This is a genomic window from Yoonia sp. 72 (genome assembly GCF_034652275.1).
Taxonomy (GTDB): Bacteria; Pseudomonadota; Alphaproteobacteria; order Rhodobacterales; family Rhodobacteraceae; genus Yoonia.
The window spans coordinates 698,226-718,702 of sequence record NZ_JAXIWG010000001.1 but is presented as its reverse complement, the minus strand read 5'-3'; the positions used below and the strand labels follow the sequence as shown (position 1 = coordinate 718,702).

Annotated in this window: 18 protein-coding genes; 8 read left to right on the top strand and 10 right to left on the bottom strand. The window is 62.7% G+C overall.

Annotation, left to right across the window (positions count from 1 at the left end):
- Window positions 1-23 precede the first annotated feature (23 nt).
- The 10 genes from purF to VCK47_RS03685 all read right to left on the bottom strand — a co-directional run bounded on the left by purF (window position 24) and on the right by VCK47_RS03685 (window position 10,318).
- Window positions 24-1,493 carry an amidophosphoribosyltransferase gene (gene purF, locus VCK47_RS03730; protein WP_322889376.1) on the bottom strand — a complete coding sequence of 490 codons (1,470 nt, stop codon included), beginning with the start codon at window positions 1,491-1,493 and terminating at the stop codon, window positions 24-26.
- Between the two features lie 161 nt (window positions 1,494-1,654).
- Window positions 1,655-2,257 (bottom strand): CvpA family protein, encoded by a 603-nt coding sequence (locus VCK47_RS03725; RefSeq protein WP_322889375.1) that lies wholly within the window; start codon window positions 2,255-2,257, stop codon window positions 1,655-1,657.
- Window positions 2,258-2,283: 26 nt separating this feature from the next.
- The gene (gene radA / locus VCK47_RS03720) at window positions 2,284-3,648 is read right to left on the bottom strand and encodes a DNA repair protein RadA (RefSeq protein WP_322889374.1); all 1,365 of its coding nucleotides are present in this window, start codon (window positions 3,646-3,648) and stop codon (window positions 2,284-2,286) included.
- A 2-nt stretch (window positions 3,649-3,650) separates the two neighbouring features.
- A complete protein-coding gene (locus tag VCK47_RS03715; RefSeq protein ID WP_322889373.1) occupies window positions 3,651-4,118 on the bottom strand; it encodes a paraquat-inducible protein A in 468 nt (155 codons plus the stop codon).
- Window positions 4,118-5,155 (bottom strand): alanine racemase, encoded by a 1,038-nt coding sequence (alr, locus tag VCK47_RS03710; RefSeq protein ID WP_322889372.1) that lies wholly within the window; start codon window positions 5,153-5,155, stop codon window positions 4,118-4,120. Before alr ends, VCK47_RS03715 begins: the two co-directional genes overlap by 1 nt.
- Before the next feature lie 38 nt (window positions 5,156-5,193).
- The gene (locus VCK47_RS03705; RefSeq protein ID WP_322889371.1) at window positions 5,194-5,574 is read right to left on the bottom strand and encodes a hypothetical protein; all 381 of its coding nucleotides are present in this window, start codon (window positions 5,572-5,574) and stop codon (window positions 5,194-5,196) included.
- A complete protein-coding gene (locus tag VCK47_RS03700) occupies window positions 5,571-7,064 on the bottom strand; it encodes a replicative DNA helicase (RefSeq protein ID WP_322889370.1) in 1,494 nt (497 codons plus the stop codon). Before VCK47_RS03700 ends, VCK47_RS03705 begins: the two co-directional genes overlap by 4 nt.
- Window positions 7,065-7,262: 198 nt before the next feature.
- Window positions 7,263-7,934 carry an orotate phosphoribosyltransferase gene (locus VCK47_RS03695; RefSeq protein WP_322889369.1) on the bottom strand — a complete coding sequence of 224 codons (672 nt, stop codon included), beginning with the start codon at window positions 7,932-7,934 and terminating at the stop codon, window positions 7,263-7,265.
- Window positions 7,935-7,990: 56 nt separating this feature from the next.
- Window positions 7,991-9,043 (bottom strand): dihydroorotase, encoded by a 1,053-nt coding sequence (gene pyrC / locus VCK47_RS03690; protein ID WP_322889368.1) that lies wholly within the window; start codon window positions 9,041-9,043, stop codon window positions 7,991-7,993.
- Between the two features lie 51 nt (window positions 9,044-9,094).
- Window positions 9,095-10,318, bottom strand: coding sequence for an acyl-CoA dehydrogenase (locus VCK47_RS03685; RefSeq protein ID WP_322889367.1), 1,224 nt, complete (start codon window positions 10,316-10,318; stop codon window positions 9,095-9,097).
- A 109-nt stretch (window positions 10,319-10,427) separates the two neighbouring features.
- Here VCK47_RS03685 and VCK47_RS03680 point away from each other — a divergent pair, with 109 nt between their 5' ends.
- The 8 genes from VCK47_RS03680 (at window position 10,428) to VCK47_RS03645 (ending at window position 20,428) form a co-directional block, all read left to right on the top strand.
- A complete protein-coding gene (locus tag VCK47_RS03680; protein WP_322889366.1) occupies window positions 10,428-11,330 on the top strand; it encodes a MoxR family ATPase in 903 nt (300 codons plus the stop codon).
- 44 nt (window positions 11,331-11,374) lie between these two features.
- On the top strand, window positions 11,375-12,646 hold the full coding sequence (locus tag VCK47_RS03675) for a VWA domain-containing protein (protein WP_322889365.1): 1,272 nt from the start codon (window positions 11,375-11,377) through the stop codon (window positions 12,644-12,646).
- A complete protein-coding gene (locus VCK47_RS03670; protein ID WP_322889364.1) occupies window positions 12,643-13,605 on the top strand; it encodes an XdhC/CoxI family protein in 963 nt (320 codons plus the stop codon). The genes VCK47_RS03675 and VCK47_RS03670 overlap by 4 nt, the downstream gene beginning before the upstream one ends.
- Window positions 13,602-14,582, top strand: coding sequence for a molybdopterin-binding protein (locus tag VCK47_RS03665; protein WP_322889363.1), 981 nt, complete (start codon window positions 13,602-13,604; stop codon window positions 14,580-14,582). The genes VCK47_RS03670 and VCK47_RS03665 overlap by 4 nt, the downstream gene beginning before the upstream one ends.
- An 88-nt stretch (window positions 14,583-14,670) precedes the next feature.
- Window positions 14,671-15,156: a (2Fe-2S)-binding protein gene (locus VCK47_RS03660; RefSeq protein ID WP_322889362.1), complete on the top strand. Its 486-nt coding sequence runs from the start codon at window positions 14,671-14,673 to the stop codon at window positions 15,154-15,156.
- Window positions 15,157-15,216: 60 nt separating this feature from the next.
- Complete coding sequence (locus VCK47_RS03655; RefSeq protein ID WP_322889361.1) at window positions 15,217-17,586, top strand: xanthine dehydrogenase family protein molybdopterin-binding subunit; 2,370 nt, start codon at window positions 15,217-15,219, stop codon at window positions 17,584-17,586.
- Window positions 17,587-17,598: 12 nt separating this feature from the next.
- Window positions 17,599-18,387 (top strand): xanthine dehydrogenase family protein subunit M, encoded by a 789-nt coding sequence (locus VCK47_RS03650; protein ID WP_322889360.1) that lies wholly within the window; start codon window positions 17,599-17,601, stop codon window positions 18,385-18,387.
- A 112-nt stretch (window positions 18,388-18,499) separates the two neighbouring features.
- On the top strand, window positions 18,500-20,428 hold the full coding sequence (locus tag VCK47_RS03645; RefSeq protein WP_322889359.1) for an OmpA family protein: 1,929 nt from the start codon (window positions 18,500-18,502) through the stop codon (window positions 20,426-20,428).
- The last annotated feature ends 49 nt before the right edge of the window (window positions 20,429-20,477 follow it).

The following is a 20,477-nucleotide window of genomic DNA, read 5'->3' as shown; positions in this document are numbered from 1 at the left end:
CCGCGCAGACCGCGTGACGGGCGTTATTCCGCCGCCGTCTTGGTCTGGAACCCCTGTTCGATCATGTCGGATGGGGCCACGGGATATTCCCCCGAAAAACACGCGTCGCAATAGGCAGGCGAGGCAGGGTCGCGGCCGTTCTTCTGGCCCACGGCGCGGTAAAGCCCGTCGAGCGAGATGAATTTCAGGCTGTCCACACCGATATGCACGCGCATTTCCTCTTCGGTCATGGTCGCGGCCAGCAGCTTGTCGCGCTGTGGTGTATCGACCCCGTAGAAACACGGCCAGGCGGTGGGCGGGCTGGCGATGCGGAAATGCACCTCGGCGGCACCCGCATCAAGGATCATGTCCTTGATCTTTTGGCTGGTGGTGCCGCGCACCACGCTGTCATCGACCAGAATGATCCGCTTGCCGCGCACCAGCGCACGGTTGACGTTCAGTTTCAGCCGCACGCCCATGTTGCGGATCTGCTCGGAGGGTTCGATGAAGGTCCGGCCCATATACTGGTTGCGGATGATCCCCATCGCGTAAGGAATCCCCGATTGCAGGCTGTAGCCGATGGCCGCCGGCGTGCCGCTGTCAGGTACGGGGCAGACCAGATCAGCCTCGACAGGGGCCTCTTTGGCCAGCTCGCGGCCGATGTTTTCGCGGGTTTCATAGACCGACCGGTCACCAAGTATCGAATCAGGGCGGCTGAAATAGACATGTTCGAAGATACAGAACCGCGACTTGGCAGGGCGGAAGGGGAAATGGCTTTGCACGCCCTTTTCGGTGATGACGACCATTTCGCCCGGCTTGATCTCGCGGATGAACTCGGCCCCGATGATATCGAGCGCGCAGGTCTCCGAACTCAGCACCCAGCCATCGCCCAATTGCCCCAGCACCAGCGGGCGCACGCCCAGCGGGTCGCGGCAGCCGATCAGTTTCGTGCGGGTCATGGCAACGATGGAAAACGCGCCTTCGACCTTGCGCAGGGCTTCTTCCATGCGGTCGGGGATGTTGCGGCCCATGGAGCGTGCCATCAGATGGATGATGCATTCGCTGTCCGACGAGCTTTGGAAGATCGAACCGCGTTCGATCAGCTCTTTGCGCAGGGCGCGGGCATTGGTCAGATTGCCGTTATGCGCGATGGCCGCACCGCCCATCGAGAATTCGCCAAAGAACGGCTGCACGTCGCGGATCGCGGTCTGGCCTTTCGATCCGGCGGTGGAATAGCGCACATGCCCGATCCCGATGGTGCCGGGCAGGGTTTCCATGACTTTCTGGTTGGTGAAATTGTCGCGCACCAGCCCCATGCGGCGGGCCTGATTGAACCCTGTGGCGGGATCATGGGTGACGATGCCGCCCGCTTCTTGTCCGCGATGTTGCAGCGCATGCAGGCCAAGGGCCACAAAGTTCGACGCATCGGTGACACCCACGACACCGAAGACGCCGCATTCCTCGCGCAGTTTGTCGTCGTCAAAGGGATGGGCGGGAAGGTCTTTGCAAGACAATGGGCTGCTCCGAATCCGTGGGAGGGCGATTTGCTTCTACTTAGTCGCTGTCGGCGCAGGTGTCACGAAACGATCATGATGATCTGCATCAAAGCGCATCCGGCAATGAAAAAGCCACCGCAAGGCTGCGGTGGCTTTGTTCGTTTGCATTGACCGACCGTTTACTCGGTGACGGGTGCGGGGTCTGTGATCGGGGTGATTTCAGTTGCGGGCGCGCCGCAGTTGCCGACCAGATCCTGATACTGCTGGGTGATCCAGCCCAGCGCCTGTTCGGGGTTCTGCGCCTCGATCCGCGCGGTCAACTGGGCGAAAACACCTGCCGACCGGCTGTCATCAATTTGCGCGATCGCCTGCGTCGCAAAGATCGTGTCATAGACAAAGAACGCGACCGCGATCAGCAGGATGCCGCGCAGCACGCCAAAGAAGAACCCTAGCCCCTGATCCACGCCGCCAAGGGCCGAGCGTTGCACCACGCTGGAAAACAGCGGCGTGAAGATCGACACGATTACCAGCGCCAGCGCAAAGACCGCCGCAAAGGCCGCGATGATCGCCAGTTCGCAACTGTCGCCGATAAAATCGCCGACAATCGGGATCTGCCGCACCAGCGGTTCGACCTGTGGCGCGAAAATAAAGGCGACAATCGCCGCCCCGATCCAGCCGAGGATCGCCATCGCCTCGCGCACAAGGCCACGGCTGTAGGCCAGCACCCCCGAAAGCAACACAATGATTGCCACGCCTGCGTCGACGAGTGTGAAACCGTCCATGCTCCGTCTCTCCTGCCAGTGACGCTTTAGCGCGCGCCGAATACGTCTTCTACAAATGCGGCCAAATCATGTGATTGGCGCAAATTTATCCCCTTGACCGCGACCTGCTTGGCCTGACGCGGCGTGATCGCAGAGGTAAAACCAAGTTTCTCGGCTTCTTTCAATCTATTTTCTGTCTGGACCACCGGACGCAGCGCACCCGACAGGCTGATTTCCCCGAAAATAACCGCCTCGGACGGCACGGCCGCGTCTTCGCGTGCAGACACGAGGGCGGCTGCAACTGCAAGGTCAGCAGCAGGTTCCGAGATGCGCAAACCCCCTGCGACGTTAAGGTAAACGTCCAATCCGGTGAACGGCACACCGCAGCGCGATTCGAGCACGGCAAGGATCATCGCCAGCCGCCCGCCGTCCCAACCGACGACCGACCGGCGCGGCTGGCTGTGTGGCGATGGAGCAACAAGCGCCTGAATCTCGCACAGCATCGGACGGGTGCCTTCGATGCCCGCGAACACGACCGATCCGGGGGCAGGGGCGCCACGTTCGGACAAAAACAGCGCCGAGGGGTTTTTGACCTCGGCCAAGCCCTTGCCGGTCATCTCGAACACGCCGATCTCGTCGGCGGGGCCAAAGCGGTTTTTCACCGCGCGCAGGATGCGGAACTGGTGGCCACGCTCGCCTTCGAAATACAGCACGGTATCGACCATATGTTCCACAACGCGTGGGCCTGCGATGCTGCCGTCCTTGGTGACATGGCCGACCATGATGACCGACATACCGTTGCGTTTGGCGAATGTCGTCAGTTCATGCGCCGACGACCGCACTTGAGACACGCTGCCGGGGGCAGAGTCGACGTTATCCGCCCACATCGTCTGGATCGAATCGATGATGGCCAGATCGGGTTTTTCCGCCTCCAGCGTGGTCAGGATGTCGCGCAGGTTGGTTTCAGCGGCCAGCCTGACGGGGCTTTTCTCCAGCCCCAGACGGCGGGCGCGCATCTGCACCTGTGCGGTCGATTCCTCGCCCGAGATATAGATCACCTTCAGCCCGTTGCGCGCGAACCGTGCCGCGGCCTGCAACAGCAACGTGGATTTCCCGATCCCTGGATCGCCACCCACCAGCAGGGCCGAGGCCTTGACCAGCCCGCCGCCCAGCACGCGGTCAAGTTCGGCCACACCGGCCTGCGTACGCGGCGGTTCGGGTTCGTGCGTGTCCAGATCAATCAGCGGGATCGGTTTGCCGCGCAGGGCACCTAAAGACTTGCCTTTAGGACCGCTGGCCAAGGCCTTGGTTTCGTGGATGGTATTCCACGACTGGCAGGCATCGCACTGGCCCGACCATTTGGAATAGGCGGCACCGCATTCGGAACAGGTGAAGGAAAGGTCTTTTGCCATGTTCACCTTTTGGACTTATCGGAGGTGCCATGCAACCCGTCCCGCGCCGTCAGCCCCGAGATCAGGATCGACGCCAGAATACAGGCGGTGAACAGATAAAGCCCCCAAGCCGTTTCCACCCGCCCCAGCCCCATGCTTTTGAACACGACGACGTAAAGCGCGATCAGGAACACATCCGCCATTGCGAGCTTACCCAGCCATGCCAGCACGGGCAGCGTCCGGTCGGCCAGCAGCCCGAAATGCACCAACGCCAACCCGATGGTTTTCAGATAGGGCACGAAAACCGCCAGCATCGTGACAAGCAGCGCCAATGCAATGTCACTCCCCCAGAGCGATTGCAGACCCGTCACGACCGAAATCTCAGACAGCCCGAACAGCGGCAACAGCCCCGCGCGCATCAGCGGTGCGAACCATGCAACAGGAAACAGGATCAGCAGCGACAGGTTGGCGTAAACCAGCGCCCGCTGCATCACTTGCCATAGGTCCGGCGGGTATAGCGCCCGCCAAGCTGCGTCAGCAGTTCATACCCGATGGTGCCTGCGCGGCGGGCGACATCATCGACGCTTTGTTCGGCGCAGATCAGCGACAGGGCCTTGGGGTCCTCGGGCAGGTCGGTCACATCGACAGTCATCAGGTCCATTGACACGCGGCCCACCAGTTTGCACGGCGTCTTGCCGTGATAGAAAATCGCGCGGTCCGACAGCGACCGGATGATGCCATCGGCATAGCCGCCCGAAATCGTGGCGATACGCGAAGGGCGCTCGGCCTGCCAGCTGTTGCCGTAACCCACGACCTCGCCCTGTGCGACATCGCGGATCTGGACGACGGGAAATTCCAGCTCGATGGCAGGCGTGCCTTGGGCGAAAGGTTCCGCACCATATAGCCCGATCCCCGTACGGGTCAGATCGAAATGATAATCGGGACCCAGCAGGATACCGCCCGTCGCGGACAAGGACCGTGGCACTCCGATCCCGTCAGTCATCAGGTGGAAATTCGCGAGCTGGTGCGGGTTCATCGGGTGGTCGGGTTCATCCGCACAGGCCAGATGGCTCATCACCAGCGTTGGGTTCTGTTCCAGCGCCAGACCCGCAATCGCCGCCCATTCCTGCATTTCGAGCCCCAGCCGGTTCATGCCGGTATCAAGCTGGATGCCGAACGGATGGCCGGGCAGGGTTTCGAAATGATGCGTCACCTGTTCCACGGAATTGAGCATGGGCGTCAGGTTCAGATCGCGGATCAGCCCCGTGTCGCCTTTCATATGCCCTGAAAACACGTTGATCTCGGGGCGCGGGCCCAGTTCTTCGCGGATAGGTGCTGCCTCTTCGGCGACGGCGACAAAAAACTGGCGCACGCCTGCCTTGAACAGTGCCTTGGCGACATTGACCGACCCCAGACCATAGCCATTGGCCTTGATCACGGCGGCGGTCTTGCAATTGGTCATGGCGTCCAGCGCGCGCCAGTTGGCGACGACGGCGTCAAGGTCGATGGTCAGGCGTCCGGTGCTCATGGGGGTCCTTTTGGCAGCAGCAGCAAGAGGCGGCAAGGTCAATCAGCGCAATCGCGCAAGCCGTTGACCACATCGGCCAGTTCCTGCGCCAAAGCAGGCGCCAGCGGTGCCGACATGATATAGCCGCTTTCGATGGGGATTTGCACGCGTGCAGCCACGATCTGGTGCCCGCATAAGGTCGCCGTGATATCCTGCCCGACAACCTGTGCGGAAAACGCGGCAAAGCCGCGACGGTTGTCGCCATCCATCGCCAGTGCCAGCCGCTTGTCACCCTCTTCCGCCTGCATCGGTTCGGCCTGAACACCCGAAACGGGCAGGTCAAAGCCCAGACCACCGCCGTCAAAGCGCATGATCTCTTGCGCGGCGACCGGAGCGGCCAGCAAGGCCATGGCGAGGCACTGAGAGGTCAGGCGGATCAATACTGATCCTCCGCGCCTTGCTGCCACGGTTTGACAAGGTTGCCAAAGCGCGTGAAGCGGCCCTCAAAGCTCAGCTCTACCGTCCCGATCGGCCCGTGCCGCTGTTTGCCGATGACGACCTCGGCCTTGCCATGCAGGCGTTCCATCTCTTCCTGCCATGCGGCCATCTTTTCCATCTCGTGATCGCCGGGCTTTTCGCGTTCCTTGTAATACTCCTCGCGGAACACGAACATCACCACGTCGGCGTCTTGCTCGATCGACCCGGATTCGCGCAGGTCCGACAGCTGTGGGCGCTTGTCCTCTCGGCTTTCGACCTGACGCGACAGCTGCGACAGGGCGACCACGGGGATGTTGAGTTCCTTGGCGATAGCCTTCAGGCCCATCGTGATCTCGGAAATTTCGTTCACACGGTTTTCAGACCGTCCCGTGCCGCGCACCAGTTGCAGATAGTCCACCATCAGCACATCAAGCCCATGCGTCCGCTTGAGCCTGCGCGCGCGCGCCGCCAGCTGCGCAATCGGCAGGGCAGGCGTGTCGTCGATGAACAGGGGACAGGCTTCCAGCGATTTGGCGGCATCGACGAAGCGGCGGAATTCGGTTTCGGTCATGTCGCCACGGCGGATCTGTTCGGACGGCACTTCGGCGGCTTCCGACAGGATACGGGCTGCCAGCTGTTCGGCGCTCATCTCGAGCGAATAGAACCCCACGACGCCGCCATCGACCGCCCCTTCGCTGCCATCGGGCAGAATGCCTTTCTTATAGGCTTTGGCGATATTGAACGCGATGTTCGTCGCAAGCGAGGTTTTGCCCATCGACGGACGCCCCGCAAGGATCAGAAGGTCGGATTTGTGCAACCCCCCCAGCTTCTTGTCGAGATCGATCAGCCCCGTTGAGACACCCGCAAGACCCCCCTCGCGCTGATAGGCGGCATTGGCCACGTTGACGGCATCGGTGACGGCGCGCAGGAAGGACTGAAACCCCTGATCGGTCGTGCCCTGTTCGGCCAGCGCATAAAGCGCCTGTTCAGCCTCGACGATCTGGTCCTTGGGTTCGCTGTCCACATCGACCTTGGCGGCCTTGTCGGCGATGTTGCGGCCCACCTGGATCAGTTCACGCCGCACCGCCAGATCATAGATCATCTGCGCGTAATCGCGCGCGGCAAAGGCCGAAATCGCAGCCCCCGCCAGACGCGCCAGATAGGCGGGCCCGCCCAGTTCCTTGAGCCCCTCGTCATCCTCCAGAAAGGTTTTCAGCGTCACGGGACTGGCCAGCGCATTCTTGGAAATCCGCGTCGCCGCCGTCTCGAAGATGCGGGCATGAACGGGGTCATAGAAGTGTTTCGGCCCGATGATCGCCGCCACACGGTCGAAGATATCGTTGTTGGTCAGGATCGCCCCCAGAAGCTGTTGTTCAGCCTCGATGGAATGCGGCATCAGATCGACACTTGTCTCGGTCGTACCGGACGCGTTGAAGGTCGCTATTTCGTTCATCACTTACCTCGCATGTCGCAGTGTCATAGCAGGCCTTGGCGAGGACTTCACCTTGTATAACTCTGTGGACGAACGGCGGGATAAGCCCGTGCAAAAACCCGCAGCCCAGCCTCTGCCTACCAGATGGGGCAGGTGCCGCAGTGGTGTTCCCCAGATATCGGGCGCGCGCGATTCTTCCCCGCCTGCCTGTGGATAAGATCAGGCGGAAGCCTGCCACACTGCCGGATCGCGCAGGTAAGCCTCGACTGCGGCCAGCGTTTCGGCGTCATAGGCACCGCGCGCCTTGGCCTCGGCCAGCACGTCCCACCAGGTGCACAGATGCAGCAGTTGCACGCCATGATCGGCCAGCGTTTTCTCGACACCTTCGAAAATGCCGTAATAGAAGATCACCGCCGTTGCCGAACAGGTCGCCCCCGTCTCGCGGATAGCATCGACAAAGGACAGTTTCGATCCGCCATCCGTGGTCAGGTCCTCGACCAAGAGCACACGCTGGCCTTCGGTCATCACGCCTTCGATGCGGGCATTGCGCCCGTAACCTTTTGGTTTTTTGCGCACATAGGTCATCGGCAGCGCCAGCCGTTCAGCAACCAGTGCGGCAAAGGGAATGCCCGCCGTCTCGCCGCCTGCGATATTGTCGAACGCCTCGAACCCCGCCTCGCGCATGATGGTGACGCTCAGAAAATCCATCAGCGTGGACCGGATGCGCGGATAGGAAATCAGCTTGCGGCAATCCACATAGGTCGGCGCCTTCTTGCCCGAGGCATGGGTGAAAGGCTCGCGCGCGTTGAAGGTGATGGCACCGATTTCGAGCAACATGCCCGCGCTCAACCGCGCGATTTCAGCCTTGTCAGGATAGGAGGAGGGGATCATGGCAGTCGCTTTCTTATCGTTCGAGTATAAATATCCCCCGCGCGGAGCGCCGGGCGTCAGCCCGTCACGCGCCAGTGCAGATCGAACCCGGGGTTAAACAGGGTCACGGGACCGTCGCCGGTGTCGATCCTGTCGGGATAGGGGACAGGATCGCCCTTGGTCAGGGTGATCGTCGCCTCGTTCGCAGGCAGGCCATAGAACATCGGCCCGTTGAGAGAAGTGAACGCCTCGAGTTTCTTTAACGCGCCCGCGACATCGAACACTTCCGCCAGACAGGACATGGTGTTGGTCGCGGTGAATATCCCCGCGCAGCCGCAGCTTTGCAGTTTCGCGCCATCTGTATGGGGTGCCGAATCCGTACCAAGGAAAAACCGCTTGTCCCCCGACACGGCCGCCTGCACCAAGGCAATCCGGTGCGTTTCACGCTTGGCGACGGGCAGGCAATAGAAATGCGGCTTGATCCCGCCTGCCAGAATATGGTTGCGGTTGATAATCAGGTGATGCGTGGTGATCGTGGCGGCAAGGTTTTTGGGGTTGTCGCGGACATAATCGACCGCATCCTGCGTGGTGACATGTTCCATCACGACCTTCAGGTCCGGCACCCTCTTGCGCAGTGGGTTCAGGATCTTGTCGATAAACACCGCCTCGCGGTCGAAAATGTCGATATCGTGGTTGGTGACCTCGCCATGCACACACAGCGGCATCCCGATTTCGGCCATCGCCTCCAGCACAGGGCGGACCTTTTCAAAATCGCGCACACCGGACGCCGAATTGGTCGTGGCCCCTGCGGGATAAAGCTTGAGCGCCGTGGCGATCCCGGCCGCATGGGCCGCGCGCACATCCTCGGGGTCCGTCGCCTCGGTCAGATAGAGCGTCATGAGCGGCGTGAATGTCATCCCATCGGGCAGCGCCGCCATGATCCGGTCGCGATAGGCAGCGGCCTGCGCAGCCGTCACCACAGGCGGCACCAGATTGGGCATCACGATCGCGCGGGCGAAATGACGCGCGGTTTCCGGCAGGACCGCGCGCAGCATGGCCCCATCGCGCAGATGCAGATGCCAGTCGTCTGGGCGGCGGATCGTGAGGCTGGTCAGGTTTTTATCAGGCATGGCAGAGCAATTACACAATCGCGATTGCGCTGACCATCCCTTTCCTGCGGCCTAGAAAAACGCCTGCAATCCCGTCTGCGCGCGGCCAAGGATCAGCGCATGCACATCATGCGTGCCTTCATAGGTGTTGACCGTTTCCAGATTGACCATATGGCGCATGATCTGGAAATCCTCCGAAATGCCGTTGCCGCCGTGCATATCACGCGACGCCCGCGCGATATCGAGTGCCTTGCCGCAGTTGTTGCGCTTCATCAGGCTGATCATCTCGGGCGCGGCGCGCCCCGTCTCCATCAGACGGCCCAGTTGCAGGGCGGCTTGCGTGCCAAGCGCGATCTCGGTCTGCATATCGGCGAGCTTTTTTTGGAACAGTTGCGTCTGCGCCAAAGGCTTGCCGAACTGCTTGCGATCAAGGCCATATTGCCGCGCCGCATGCCAGCAGGCTTCAGCCGCCCCCATGACACCCCAGGCGATGCCGTATCGCGCACGGTTCAGACAGCCGAACGGCCCTTTCAACCCCTGCACGCCGGGCAAAAGCGCGTCCTCGCCGACCTCGACATTGTCCATCACGATCTCGCCCGTCACAGACGCCCGCAGGCTCAGCTTGCCGCCCACTTTCGGCGCGCTCAGCCCCTTGGTGCCCTTGTCCAGAACGAACCCGCGGATCTTGCCGCCATGCGCCTCGGACTTGGCCCAGACCACGAACACATCGGCAATCGGCGCATTGCTGATCCACATCTTGGACCCGTTCAGCACATAGCCACCGGCAGTCTTTTTCGCCGTGGTTTTCATCCCCGCAGGGTCGGACCCCGCATCGGGTTCGGTCAGCCCGAAACAGCCAATGAGCGTGCCCGCCGCCAGCCCCGGCAGATATTTCGCACGCTGCGCATCGGACCCGTAGGCATGGATCGGATACATCACCAAGGACGATTGCACCGACATCATCGACCGATAGCCGCTGTCCACGCGCTCGATCTCGCGCGCGACAAGGCCGTAGGTGACATAGCCCGCGCCCAATCCGCCGTATTCCTCGGGGATCGTCAGGCCCAGCAATCCGGCCTCGCCCATCAGGCTGAAAATCTCGGGCTCGACCAGCGCATCGCGATAGGCGGCGGTCACCCGCGGCTGCAACGTGCCTTGGGCAAACTGGCGCGCGGCATCGCGCAACATGCGTTCATCCTCGGTCAGCTGATCCTCGAGGCGCAGCGGATCGGCCCAGTCGAACGGTCCAAGATCGGGGCCAAAGCCTGTGGCGGTGATGGGGGCATTCTGATTCATGGCGCAGTCTCCTTGTTGGTCCAAGTCTAGGCCGCGGCAGGCACGGGGGCAATGCATGCCTTGACGCAGGGCGCGGCGAATGCAGCTATAGGCCGACGGGGAGGATCACATGGCATTTGACACAATCGACGCGGTGCAGGCCGCCTTGGGCGATGAAGGCTATATCTGCGGCAGGCCGCTCGCCACCGTGGTATTCCTTGCGCTGCGCCTTGGCCGCCCGTTGTTTCTCGAAGGCGAGGCCGGCACCGGCAAAACCGAGATCGCCAAGGCGCTCGCTGCCGCCTTGGGTCGCCGCCTGATCCGGCTGCAATGCTACGAAGGGCTTGATGCCTCCTCTGCGGTCTATGAATGGAACTTCGCCGAACAGATGATCGCGATCCGCACCGCCGAGGCGACAGGCGGCGCCGACCGCGACGCGCTCAAATCGGAACTTTTCACCGAAGACTACCTGATCGAACGCCCGCTTTTGCAGGCCATGCGCCCGCAGCCCGGCGGCGCGCCTGTTTTGCTGATCGACGAGCTTGACCGCACCGACGCCCCGTTTGAGGCCTTTCTGCTCGAGGCGCTCTCGGATTTTCAGGTGACGATCCCCGAACTCGGCACGATCAAGGCAACTGAGCCCCCCATCGTGATCCTGACCTCGAACCGCACGCGCGAAGTCCACGACGCTCTGAAGCGCCGCTGCCTGTACCACTGGGTCGACTACCCCGATTTCGACCGCGAAATCGCGATCCTGCACGCCCGCGCCCCCGAAGCCAGCGCCGCGCTGTCGGCTGAAGTCGTGGCCTTCGTCCAGCGCCTGCGCGACGAGGATCTCTATAAGAAACCCGGCGTGGCTGAAACCATCGACTGGGCAAAATGCCTGCTGGCGCTTGACGTCGTCAACCTCTCGCCCGAGGTCATCAGCGACACGTTGGGTGCATTGCTGAAATATCAGGACGACATCCAGAAACTGCAGAACGCACAGGCCAAACGCATCCTCGACGACGCCCGTGCCAGCCTGACCCCATGACCTCCCATCTTCCGAGTGTAAATATCCCACAGGGGTCTGGGGATGTGAAATCCCCAGCTTACGCCCCGCTGCTCTTACCCGATGACCCAAAGCTGGCAGGCAACATCACCCATTTCGCTCGCGCCTTGCGCAAGGCGGGCGTGAAACTCGGCCCCGGACGGGTGATCGACGCGATCAATGCGGTGCAGGCGGTGGGATTCACGCAGCGCGCCGATTTCTATTGGACGCTGCATGCCTGTTTCGTCTCGAAACCCGAGGACAGCGCCGTTTTCGCGCAGCTGTTCCGGCTCTACTGGCGCGACCCGCAATATATGGAACAGATGATGTCGCTGCTGACCCCGATGGTCCACGGCGTGCAAGAGGATCGCACAGCAGAGGCGGCGGAAAAACGCGCGGCCCAAGCCTTGCTTGACGGGCGCGAACCGCCCGCGCCAGAGGCACAGGCCCGCGAGGACGAGGTCGAGATCGACATCGACGCAAGCCACACCGCATCGGCCGAGGAACGCCTGCGCCAGCTCGATTTCGAACAGATGAGCACGGCCGAAATGGCCGCCGCCACGCGGATGCTGGCTGACTTGCGCCTGCCGGTCCCACCCATCCTGACGCGGCGCAGGCAGGCTTTGCCGGGGCCTCTGGCGGACTGGAAACAGACCATGCGCCGCGCCGCGCGGCAGGGGGGCGAGATTGGCAAGCTTGCGACCGCGCGCAAGCGCATCTGCTATCCCAACCTTGTGGTGCTCTGTGATATCTCGGGCTCCATGTCCTCCTATTCGCGCGCCGTGCTGCATTTCGTGCATGCTGTCGCCAACCGCGAAGGCCAGGGCTGGGCGCAGGTCCATGCCTTTACCTTCGGGACGCGGCTGACCAATATCACCCGCCACATGCGCAGGCGCGATGTGGATGCCGCACTGGCGGCGGCAGGCGCGCAGGCGCAGGATTGGGAAGGCGGGACGCGGATTGGCGCCTGCCTGCATGATTTCAACCGCGACTGGGCGCGGCGGGTTGCGGGGCAGGGCGCGGTTGTCCTGCTGATCACCGATGGCCTTGACCGCGACGCCACCCATGATCTGGGGCGCGAGATGGAGCGGATGCAGCTGACCTTCAGCCAAGTGATCTGGCTCAACCCGCTTTTGCGCTGGGACGGATTTGCGCCGCTTGCGCGTGGAATCGCACAGATGCTGCCGCATTGCACCAGTTTCCGTGCCGCCCATAACGTGGCATCATTGGCAGGACTGGCCGAGGCCCTGACGCGCCCCGATGACGGCGGCGAAAAACGGCGGATGCTGGCGGCCTTGCAGGGGGGATCACGGACATGACAACGCAACCCGCGCAACTGGCGCTTGACTGGGCGCAGGCAGGCCGCAAGGTGGCGCTGGCCACTGTGGTCGAAACATGGGGGTCCGCCCCGCGCGGTGTCGGCAGCCAGTTGGTCATCGACGCAGATGGCGCGATGGAAGGGTCGGTTTCGGGCGGTTGCGTCGAAGGCGCTGTCGTCGTCGCGGCCATCGACGCCATCGCAGCGGGCAAACACGCAATTCTTGATTTCGGCGTGAGCGATGACGAGGCGTTTGCCGTGGGCCTTGCATGCGGCGGGCAAATCCGCGTGCTGGTGCAGCCTGTGGGCGACGGCCTGACGCTTGCGACCCTGCAAGCCTTGGCCGAGGCCCGCGCCGCCGCCCGCCCCATTGGGCTGGCCACCGATCTTGCGACCGGTAGCAGCCGGATCATTACCGCTGAGGATGCGCCCGACCGTTTCCGCCTCGACCGTGCGGGGCTGGAGGAGGATGGCACCTTCATCACCCTGCAGAATCCCCCCTTGCGCCTGATCATCGTGGGGGCTGTCCATATCGCGCAGCCGCTGGTGGGTATGGCACGCGCTTGCGGATATGCGCCGGTGCTGATCGATCCGCGCGGAGCCTTCGGCTCTGCCGCACGGTTTCCGGGCGAGACGATTGTCGAGGATTGGCCGGACGAGGCGCTGGCCGCGCTGAAACCAGACGCCCGCACCGCCATCGTGACGCTGACGCATGATCCCAAGCTCGACGATCCCGCGATCATGGCGGCCTTGGGCAGCGATGTGTTCTATCTGGGCTGTCTGGGGTCCACCCGCACCCATGCCAAACGCGTCGCGCGCTTGCAGGCGGCGGGGTTCACCGAAGGCCAGATCGCGCGCATCCATGCCCCCGTCGGCCTTGATATAGGTGGCCGCCAGCCTGCGGAAATCGCGCTCAGCATCATGGCGCAGATCACGCAAGTCCTGCGGCAAGCCAGATGAAATTCGGCCCCGTTCCCGTGGCAGAGGCGTTGGGTGCGATCCTTGCCCATGCGGTGCAGGCGGGCGGCAAGGTGCTGCGCAAAGGCCAGATGCTGACCGCCGCCGATATCGCGGCCTTGCAAGGGGCATGCGTGCCGCAGGTGACTGTCGCACAGCTCGATGCCAGCGATCTGGACGAGAATGCAGCCGCAGCAAAACTCGCCCGCAGTCTGGCGGGCAATCACGTCTCCGTCAGTGCTGCGGCGACGGGTCGCGTCAACCTGTTTGCAGATGCAGCAGGGATCGTCTGTTTGGATGCTGCGGCCATCGGACGCTTCAATGCGGTCAATCCGATGATCACTGTGGCGACCCTGCCGCAATATGCCCGCATCGCGGCAGGCAATATGATCGCGACAATCAAGATCATTTCCTATGCCGTGCCGGGGGCCGATGTGGACCGTGCGGCAAGCATCGGGGCTGCGCTGCGCGTCCTGCCGCCTTTGTATCACACGGCCACGCTGATCGAGACGCAACTGGGCGAGGTGCCGTCCGAGAAAGGACGCGAGGCGCTGGCCAAGCGGCTTGGGCGCTTTGATATCGCTCTTGATGAACGCTGCCTTTCATCTCATGAAATCAGCGGCTTGTCTGCTGCACTTGATAATGCAAAGGGCGAGGTGATCTTTATCCTGACCGCCTCGGCCACATCCGATATCGACGATGTCGGCCCCGCTGCCGTACGCGCTGCGGGCGGCACGGTCAGCCAATTCGGCATGCCTGTCGATCCCGGCAATCTGCTGTTTCTGGGTGAGTTGCGCGGCAGACCTGTCATCGGCCTGCCGGGCTGTGCGCGCTCGCCCGCGCTCAACGGCGCCGATTGGGTGCTGGAACGGGTGATTTGCGGACGCACGCCTGCGCCTTCCGATTTCGCCGCGATGGGTGTGGGTGGCCTGCTCAAGGAAATCCCCGACCGCCCCCAACCGCGCCGCGAGATTGGCTGATGCTGCAAAGCAGCGAAAGATCGTTGTTCTCAAGTGGTTTCAGCCGTGCTTAACTCATTCCATAGCAACGATGTATCGGGAGGAACGAATGGCATCTGTAGCAATGGTCGTGAACGGAAAATCCGTCACGAGGGAGGTGGAAGGCCGCACGCTTCTGGTGGATTTCCTGCGCAATGACCTGCGCCTGACAGGCACGCATGTCGGCTGCGATACATCGCAATGCGGAGCCTGCGTGGTGCATGTGAACGGCGAGGCGGTCAAGGCCTGTACGGTCTTTGCGGTCGAACTGGACGGGGCAGAGGTTGCCACTATCGAAGGGCAGGCCAACAAGGACGGATCGCTCAACGTGATCCAGCAGGCGTTTCAGGATCACCACGGCCTGCAATGCGGGTTCTGCACGCCCGGCATGGTGATGTCGGCGGCGGCGCTGTTGAAGGAGAACCCCAAGCCGACCGAGGCCGAAGTGCGCAGTTATCTGGAGGGGAATATCTGCCGCTGCACGGGTTACCACAATATCGTCAAGGCGATCATGGCCGCATCCGGTCAGGACGTAGCAGCCATCGCCGCCGAATAAGAATTCAGGGAGCAACGGGACGCAGCTATCCTGCCGCCGTCCCAACCGGGAGGAATTTCAATGCCAAAAGACCATGGAATCGGCGCCAGTGACAAGCGCCGCGAAGATGTCCGCTTTCTGACGGGGGCAGGGCATTACACCGACGACATCAAGCATTACGGCGCGACCACGGCGATCTTTTGCCGCTCGACCGTGGCGCACGGGATCATCAAATCCATCGACACATCGCGCGCGGAAAACATGCCCGGCGTGCTGGCCGTGTTCACGGGGGCCGATTTCGCCGATGTGGGCGGCAACCCTGCGGGCTGGCTGATCAACAGCCGCGACGGCACGCCGATGAAGGAACCCAAACGCCCCGTGCTCGCGCATGGCAAGGTGCGCCATGTCGGTGACGCCTATGCCGCCGTGATCGCGGAAACCGAATTGCAGGCGCGCAACGCGGCCGAGGCGATTGTGGCCGAGATCGAGGAACTGCCCGCCATCGTCGATATGGCCGCAGCCTTGGCAGGTGATGCCTTCGTGCATGACGAGATCGGCACCAACCAGTGTTTCGACTGGGGCTGGATCGAGGATAACCGCGCCGCCACCGATGCCGCGATCAAGGCCGCACCGCATGTGACGACGCTGGAGCTGGTCAACAACCGTCTGGTGCCCAATGCGATGGAGCCGCGCTGTTCCATCGGGAACTACGATGCGGGCAATGATTCCTACGTCTTGCAGACCACATCGCAGAACCCGCATCTGACGCGCCTGCTCATTTCGGCCTTCGTCATGGGCATTCCCGAAAACAAGCTGACTGTGATCGCCCCCGATGTGGGTGGCGGTTTCGGGTCCAAGATCTATCACTATGGCGAAGAAGCCCTTGTGCTCGCCGCCGCGCGCAAGATCGGCCGCCCGGTGAAATGGACCGCTGACCGGACCGAGGCGTTCCTGACCGATGCGCATGGCCGCGACCATGTGACCAAGATCGAACTGGCCTGTGAAAAGGACGGCACCTTCATCGCCTTCCGTACGGAAACCATGGCGAATGTGGGCGCGTATCTGTCGAACTTCTCGACCGCGACGCCGACCTTCCTGCATGGCACGCTGATGGCGGGGAACTACACCGTCCCCAACGTCTATGTGAACGTGAAAGCCGTGTTCACCAACACCGCCCCGGTTGATGCCTATCGTGGCGCGGGCCGGCCAGAGGCGACCTATTCCATCGAACGCGTCATCGACAAGGCGGCGCGCGAATTGGGGATCGACCCGATTGCCATCCGTCGCAAGAACTTCGTCAAGCCGGACCAGTATCCGTTCACCAGTGCTGCCGGTCTGCAATACGATTCCGGTAATTACGACGCGCTGATGGACACGCTGGAAAAGCACATCGACCGCAAAGGTTTCGAGGCGCGGCGCAAGGAAAGCGAAGCCCGTGGCATGCTGCGCGGTCTGGGCCTGAACGCCTATATCGAGGCTTGCGGCATCGCGCCGTCGAACCTTGTGGGTGTGCTGGGCAGCCGTGTAGGCCTTTATGACGCGGCCACCGTGCGGGTGAATGCCACCGGCAACCTGAGCGTCATGGTCGGCGCGCATAGTCACGGGCAGGGGCATGAGACTGTGTTTCCCCAGATCGTGGGCGAAATGCTGGGGATTGATCCGCAAAGCATCGACATCGTGCATGGCGATACGTCGAAAATCCCCTTCGGGATGGGCACCTACGGGTCGCGGTCCTTGGCGGTCTGCGGATCGGCTATGGTGCGGGCCACGGAAAAGATCATCGCCAAGGCCAAGAAGATCGCCGCGCATATGCTGGAAGCCTCCGCCGATGACGTGGATTTCAAGGATGGCCAGTTCACCGTCAAAGGCACTGACAAATCCGTCAGCTTCGGCGAGGTCGCGCTCAAGGCCTATATCCCCCACAACTTCCCCATCGAGGATATCGAACCGGGGCTTGAGGAAACGGCGTTCTACGATCCGGCCAACTTTACCTATCCATCGGGTGCCTATGCCTGCGAGGTCGAGGTGGACCCTGACACCGGCAAGGTGCGCGTGGACCGGTTCGTCGCGGTGGACGACTTCGGCAACATCATGAACCCGATGATCGTCACGGGGCAGGTGCATGGCGGGCTTGGCCAAGGCATCGGTCAGGCGCTGCTGGAAGGCGCGCGCTACGATGATGACGGCCAGCTTTTGTCGGCGAGCTACATGGATTACACCATGCCGCGCGCGGATGACCTGCCGTTCTACACCGTGGACCACGCCAATGGCACGCCTTGCACGCACAATCCGCTGGGTGTGAAAGGCTGTGGCGAGGCGGGGGCAATCGGGTCGCCACCCACAATCGTCAACGCTGTCGTCGATGCGCTGCAATCGGCAGGCAAGAACGTCACCCATATCGACATGCCCCTGACGCCGCTGCGCGTCTGGGAAGCCATGCAGAACGCGTAAGGGAGAGCTGTCATGTATGCTTTTGAAATCGAACGGCCCACCACCATCGCGGATGCGGTCAAGGCCATGGAACATGACGGGGCGCAGGCCTTGGGCGGCGGGCAGACGCTGATCCCGACGCTGAAGGCGCGCCTTGCCGCGCCCGATGTGCTGGTCAGCCTGACAGGCATAGGCGAGATGAAGGGCGTCTGCCTGTCCGATGACGGGATGCTCTGCATCGGGGCGGCCACGACCCATGCCACCGTCGCCCGCGAGGCAGCGGCGCATTTCCCGGGGCTGGCGCATCTGGCCAGCCATATCGGCGACCCCGCCGTGCGCAACCGTGGCACAATCGGCGGATCGCTCGCCAACAACGACCCCGCGGCCTGCTATCCGGCGGCAGCGCTGGGCACGGGGGCTGTGATCATCACCAACACCCGCCAGATCGCGGCGGATGACTACTTTCAGGGGATGTTCACCACCGCGCTGCATGGTGGCGAGGTCATCACCGAGGTCCGTTTCCCCATCCCGCAGAAATCGCATTACATGAAATTCGTCCAGCCCGCGTCCCGTTTCGCGCTGGTGGGCGTTTTCGTGGCGAAATACGCAGACGGCGTGCGGGTCGCCGTGACGGGCGCATCCGAAGACGGTGTATTCCGCTGGTCCGAGGCTGAAGCCGCATTGTCGGCTGATTTCTCGGCCAAGGCGCTGGACGGTCTGTCCGTCGATGCGGACGGCATGATCGGCGATCTGCATGGCACGCCGGACTACCGGGCGCATCTCGTAAAAGTGATGACCGGACGGGCAGTCAGCGCGGCCTGATACGCTCGGCACATTTCCGCCCGACCTTGTTGTCGGGCGGAACATTCCTACCTCTGGGCTGTTATAGACGTCAACATCGTCCTGTCGGGCGGCTGTTTCCAAGAGGTTAAAAATGCGTCACTCGAAATTCAAGAATACCACGTCGCTCGTTGTCAGTCTGGCGATGGTCACGGCCCCTGTGTTTGCACAAGAGGCCGACCTGCAGGCCTGCGGCGATGCGCCGGAATTCCCCTGCCTGAGCATCGAAGGCGAGCTGATCGAGGATCGCGCTGCCTTTGACAGGGTCCAGCAAGAAGCCGACATGGCTGCGCGTCAGGCCGAGATTGATGCGGCTTTGGCTGCTGAAGCCGCTGCCGCCGAAGCCGCCGCTGCCGCCGAAGCCGCTGCTGCCGCCGAAGCCGCTGAAGCAGAGGCAATGGCTGCCGCTCAAGCTGCCGCTGAAGAAGAGGCCCGCGCGGCTGCTGCCGCCGAAGCACAGGCTGCTGCTGAAGCCGAAGCACAAGCAGCCGCCGAAGAGGCCGCTGCACAAGCTGCCGCTGAAGAAGAAGCACGCGCTGCCGCAGAAGCGCAAGCCGCCGCAGAAGCTGCAGCTGCCGCTGACGCACAAGCCGCTGCCGATGCAGAAGCCGCCGCGGAAGAAGAGGCACGCGCTGCCGCTGATGCACAAGCTGCTGCCGATGCAGAAGCTGCTGCCGCAGATGAAGCTGCTGCCGCCGCCGCGCAAGCCGCCGCAGACGAAGCCGCTGCCGCCGACGCGCAAGCCGCCGCTGCTGATGCCGCTGCGGCCGAGGCAGCCGCACAAGCTGCAGCCGAAGAAGAAGCCGCTGCAGCTGCCGCCGCCGAGGAGGCCGAAGCACCAGCCGACGCCATCACGAGCGATGAGACCGCAGAGCCTGTGGCCGAGCCTGCCCCCATCATTAGCGAAGCAACAACCGTCGAAGAACAGCTTGCCCGTGAACAGACGCCTGCAGAGACAGCAGAGGAAGCCCCCGTGGAATCCGCCGCAGCGCTGGCTGACCTCGAAGGCGAGCCTACCGCCGACGATGTGGTCGTCGAACAGGAAACCGTCACCGTCGAAGACGTGCGTTCCAGCACCGAGGATTTCGACAACCGCGTGAACGCGGAACCTGCCCCCCTGGTGGCGGGGTCGAATGATCGCGATGGATTGTCGAACTTCCAAAAGGCGCTGCTTGTCGGGCTTGGCGCTGTGGTTGTCGGTTCGGTTCTGCGCAATGGCGATCAGGTCGTTTCGAACTCGGGTGACCGCGTGGTCGTGCAGCGCGGCGACAACTTCGTTGTGCTGAAAGATGACGACGTTCTGCTGCGCCAGCCCGGATCGCAGGTTGAAACCCAGACCTTCAATGACGGCTCGACCCGTACCATCGTCACGCGTGAAGACGGCACGCGCGTCATCACGATCCGCGGTGCGGATGGCACTGTCCAGCGCCGTGCGCGTGTGCTGGCGGATGGCACGCAGATCGAACTGTTCAACGACACTGTCGGCAGCGCGCCGGTCATTGTGTCCGAACTGCCACCTGCGCCTGTGTTCTTTGCACAAGGGGCCAGCGGCGCCAATGTGGCGACCCTGCGCGAGGCACTGGCCGCGCGTGACCGGTCCGAGATCGGGCGCACGTTCTCTCTCAACCAGATCCGGACCATCCCCGAGGTGCGCAATCTGGCGCCTGCGGTCGATCTTGACACGCTGACATTCGCAAGCGGGTCGGCGGCAATTGACCAGACGCAAACGGCGGCGCTGACCGATCTTGGCCTTGCGATTGCGGCCATCGTCAACAACGATCCGTCGCAGGTGTTCCTTGTCGAAGGGCATACAGATGCGGTGGGCAGTGCGGCCTTCAACCTTGCGCTGTCGGACCGTCGCGCCGAAACGGTCGCCCTTGCATTGACAGAGTTCTTTGGTGTGCCACCGGAAAACCTGATCACGCAAGGCTATGGCGAGCGCTTCTTGAAAGTGCCGACGCTGGAGGCCGAACGCGCCAACCGCCGCGTCGCGATCCGCAACGTGTCATCACTGCTGCGGTAACGATCCTCGGTGCATCAACAAAAAAGGGCGGCTCATCGAGCCGCCCTTT

What these genes read in the sequence shown, in the direction of transcription:
- VCK47_RS03725 (WP_322889375.1), bottom strand. Translation starts at nt 2,257, where the DNA reads ATGGACGGTTTCACACTCGTCGACGCAGGCGTGGCAATCATTGTGTTG.
- radA (WP_322889374.1), bottom strand. Translation starts at nt 3,648, where the DNA reads ATGGCAAAAGACCTTTCCTTCACCTGTTCCGAATGCGGTGCCGCCTAT.
- VCK47_RS03715 (WP_322889373.1), bottom strand. Translation starts at nt 4,118, where the DNA reads ATGCAGCGGGCGCTGGTTTACGCCAACCTGTCGCTGCTGATCCTGTTT.
- alr (WP_322889372.1), bottom strand. Translation starts at nt 5,155, where the DNA reads ATGAGCACCGGACGCCTGACCATCGACCTTGACGCCGTCGTCGCCAAC.
- VCK47_RS03700 (WP_322889370.1), bottom strand. Translation starts at nt 7,064, where the DNA reads ATGAACGAAATAGCGACCTTCAACGCGTCCGGTACGACCGAGACAAGT.
- VCK47_RS03695 (WP_322889369.1), bottom strand. Translation starts at nt 7,934, where the DNA reads ATGATCCCCTCCTCCTATCCTGACAAGGCTGAAATCGCGCGGTTGAGC.
- pyrC (WP_322889368.1), bottom strand. Translation starts at nt 9,043, where the DNA reads ATGCCTGATAAAAACCTGACCAGCCTCACGATCCGCCGCCCAGACGAC.
- VCK47_RS03685 (WP_322889367.1), bottom strand. Translation starts at nt 10,318, where the DNA reads ATGAATCAGAATGCCCCCATCACCGCCACAGGCTTTGGCCCCGATCTT.
- VCK47_RS03680 (WP_322889366.1), top strand. Translation starts at nt 10,428, where the DNA reads ATGGCATTTGACACAATCGACGCGGTGCAGGCCGCCTTGGGCGATGAA.
- VCK47_RS03670 (WP_322889364.1), top strand. Translation starts at nt 12,643, where the DNA reads ATGACAACGCAACCCGCGCAACTGGCGCTTGACTGGGCGCAGGCAGGC.
- VCK47_RS03665 (WP_322889363.1), top strand. Translation starts at nt 13,602, where the DNA reads ATGAAATTCGGCCCCGTTCCCGTGGCAGAGGCGTTGGGTGCGATCCTT.
- VCK47_RS03660 (WP_322889362.1), top strand. Translation starts at nt 14,671, where the DNA reads ATGGCATCTGTAGCAATGGTCGTGAACGGAAAATCCGTCACGAGGGAG.
- VCK47_RS03655 (WP_322889361.1), top strand. Translation starts at nt 15,217, where the DNA reads ATGCCAAAAGACCATGGAATCGGCGCCAGTGACAAGCGCCGCGAAGAT.
- VCK47_RS03650 (WP_322889360.1), top strand. Translation starts at nt 17,599, where the DNA reads ATGTATGCTTTTGAAATCGAACGGCCCACCACCATCGCGGATGCGGTC.
- VCK47_RS03645 (WP_322889359.1), top strand. Translation starts at nt 18,500, where the DNA reads ATGCGTCACTCGAAATTCAAGAATACCACGTCGCTCGTTGTCAGTCTG.